Source organism: Staphylococcus sp. EG-SA-2 (assembly GCF_017152085.1).
Window position 1 is genome coordinate 1 of sequence record NZ_JACYHC010000573.1, and the last position, 2,974, is coordinate 2,974.

Below are 2,974 nucleotides of genomic sequence, written 5' to 3' on the forward strand. Positions count from 1 at the left end.
AAGCAATTATCGACATTTTCGCAAAATAATTTAAGCGAATTGAATACTTAAAATTCTCAGGCCACTATACCAATAGGGATGGTGGCTTTGCTTTGTGTTGATTTATTGATGTGAGGTGAGTCTTGTTTGTTTGTTGCAAATAAATGGTCTTGGTATTTTTTGTATAGGATGTTCTTGGTGGTACGTAAGGAATATTCGTGATCTTTGTAGTCTGACGCGTTATATTTTTGTGGCGTGTTTTATGTTTGATACTCGAAGTCTAAGACATTCATGATTTGGCGTGCGAAATCTTAATGATCTTCTTGATCTGGCGCAAGATATATTGGCCGCGTGCAGAATTTCGTTGCACGTTTAGTCTGAAACACTCGTGTGACTGTAAGCAGTAATAGTACATTGATAGCTGCAATTACTTCACTCATTTTTATGACCGTTAAACAATAATTGTACTTTCAATTAACAGTTGGTACGATGGTTTTATCATTTTTCATCAACGCAAATATAAAAAGGACTAAGACACATACATGTCCTAGCCCTATGGATAAAATGCAAATTTCTGCTTTATCAAAACTATCACACTTTAGATAGATTGAAAACAAAAAGTTCCTAAGAACATCTTAACTTTTTATTAATTGTCATAAATTGCAAACAATTAAGCCACAATTCAAAAATGATTATACTTCATTCAACTTATCGTGCTGGTCTAATTTGCCATTGATATGGATCTTCAAATTGTTGCCAATCTGCATCAATTTCTTGCGCATTGACTAAGCATGCATCGAGTTCTTTTGTTAATTTTTCTTCATCTAATTCTGTACCAATAATGACAAATTGTGTATGACGATCGCCATATTCTGGATCCCATTCAGCTGCGACATCTTGACGTTCTGCTAATATTTGTGTTTGTTGCGCTTCAGACATACTAGCCACCCAATATGTAACTGGGTGAATATTGCAAGATGACCCTGCTTGAGATAATAAACATGCTACATGATTGTATTGTGCTAACCATACGATACCTTTTGATCGAACGACATTATTTGACATGCTTTCTAACCAATCATTGAACCTTTTAGCATGGAAAGGTAGACGACGTTTATATACAAATGATGATATGCCATATTCTTCTGTTTCAGGCGTATGCGATGCATGACCACCCGACTCAAGTTCTTTGATCCATCCTGCTGACTCGCTCGCTTTTTCAAAATCAAAACGCTGCGTATTTAAGACTTCTTTTAAATCTACTTCAGAATTTGTTGTCTTAATAATTTTAGCAATAGGTTGCAATGCGCTTAACACTTTTTCTAACTTTGCAAGTTCTTCTTCACTAATTAAATCAATTTTATTAATAATCAATACATCACAAAATTCAACTTGGTCAATTAATAAATCAGCAATCGAACGTTCATCTGTTTCATCAACGCTTTGATCACGATCCATCAATAAATCTTCTGAGTTGATGTCATGTACGAAGCGGTTAGCATCAACAACTGTAACCATTGTATCTAAACGGCAAATCGCTGTAAGATCAATGCCAAGTTCATCATCAATATATGAGAAAGTTTGTGCAACAGGTACTGGCTCTGAAATCCCTGTTGACTCAATAACAATTTGATCGATGCCACCTTTTTTCACTAAACGCTCAACTTCTTTTAATAAATCATCTCTAAGTGTACAACAGATACAACCATTAGAGAGTTCGACTAATTTTTCATCTGTACGCGATAGTCCCCCACCATCTGCGACAAGATCTTTATCGATATTAACTTCACTCATATCATTTACAATTACCGCAATACGTCGACCTTCACGATTTTGTAAAATATGATTTAACAATGTTGTTTTCCCCGAGCCTAAATAACCACTTAATACCGTAACTGGAATTTTAGCCATATATATACCCTCACTTCAATTTATTTGTAAATAGGAATAATTCCGTTTTACATTATATAGGAGCGTTTCCTCTTTCGCAATCTTCGATAATAAAAAAATAGTATACTTAATTAAATTATTGAGCACTTTACTTTATAATGGAGACAAAGATATATCTCACTAAAGAGAATCGAGGTGTATAAACATGTTATTTGTCATTTTAGTTTTATATGTCATTGGCATTGCATTTATTCTACTAAGTGTTTTTGGTTCTAAGACGGAAGGTTTATCTACGAAACATACTTTATATACAATTGGTAGTGCCATTATAACGATTGCTATTTTCATTTCAATTGGCTATGCTATTCAATACTTAACTGCAGCGCTTTATGGTTTGTAAGGTGATGATGATCTATAGCGGGTAGTTCGGGAGAGGTTAACTTGCGTTGATTTTGATAAAGTGGTCATAGCTTTTGGTACTTGAGGATTTTGTTGTTGCTGTTTGGAATGTAGATATGTTTAATGCGGGACAGTAATTTAAGTTGTGTTTTTACAATTGTGAGTGTGGTATTTCGATTAAGAGAGCGTTACTTTACATGGAAATAAAATAAATTAAAAAGAAGCGGCCTAGTGTCAGTTGTGAATATACTGAACATTGGTCGCTTTATTTAGTAGTATGATATGTAGTTTAGCTATTAATTTTTTTCAAATCATCTTTAATACTGTCTATCTCAGACATTGCACTTTTAACCCAGTCTCCTTGAGCTGCACCTTTAAAATTAGCTTTAAAAGCTTCGCAATGCTGCGCCATTTGTTCAATCAATACTTTTTCTTCACCTTTTAATCCGTTTTCAATATCTTTATATTTATGCTTATGTTCAGGTGCAATAACTGAACGAATGTTTTCTTTTTGCGCTTCCATTTTAGATATGAGATTAAGTGTTTCTACTGTAGTACTTATATCTGGCATTCTTAAGTTCATATCTGGTTCTATTAGAGTCATTTAATCTCCTCCAAATTATCAGTCACTTAGTTTATCTAACTGCTTTTCATAAGACTTTTTTAAGTCTTCTTTATATTCTTCTAATTTCCATTCTTGCTTTCT

The 2,974-nt window shown here is 33.7% G+C and carries 3 protein-coding genes and 1 pseudogene; 1 reads left to right on the forward strand and 3 read right to left on the reverse strand.

Features of this window, described 5'->3' with window-relative positions; all coding sequences use genetic code 11:
• Nucleotides 1-687: 687 nt before the first annotated feature.
• Nucleotides 688-1,890, reverse strand: a complete 1,203-nt coding sequence (locus IDG60_RS09860) for a GTP-binding protein (RefSeq protein ID WP_001062984.1) — start codon at nt 1,888-1,890, stop codon at nt 688-690.
• 178 nt (nt 1,891-2,068) lie between these two features.
• On the opposite strand from IDG60_RS09860, the gene IDG60_RS09865 reads away from it, so the two are divergent.
• Nucleotides 2,069-2,269, forward strand: a complete 201-nt coding sequence (locus IDG60_RS09865; protein WP_001797248.1) for a hypothetical protein — start codon at nt 2,069-2,071, stop codon at nt 2,267-2,269.
• 288 nt (nt 2,270-2,557) lie between these two features.
• Here the strand turns inward: IDG60_RS09865 and IDG60_RS09870 are convergent, their stop codons facing one another.
• Nucleotides 2,558-2,872, reverse strand: coding sequence for a hypothetical protein (locus tag IDG60_RS09870; RefSeq protein ID WP_000172535.1), 315 nt, complete (start codon nt 2,870-2,872; stop codon nt 2,558-2,560).
• A gap of 18 nt (nt 2,873-2,890) precedes the next feature.
• Nucleotides 2,891-2,974 (reverse strand): annotated as a pseudogene (locus tag IDG60_RS22285) (hypothetical protein); the annotation flags it as partial.

Bases quoted from the DNA above. Each gene is read 5' to 3' on its own strand.
- IDG60_RS09860 (WP_001062984.1), bottom strand. From the start codon at position 1,890: ATGGCTAAAATTCCAGTTACGGTATTAAGTGGTTATTTAGGCTCGGGG.
- IDG60_RS09870 (WP_000172535.1), bottom strand. From the start codon at position 2,872: ATGACTCTAATAGAACCAGATATGAACTTAAGAATGCCAGATATAAGT.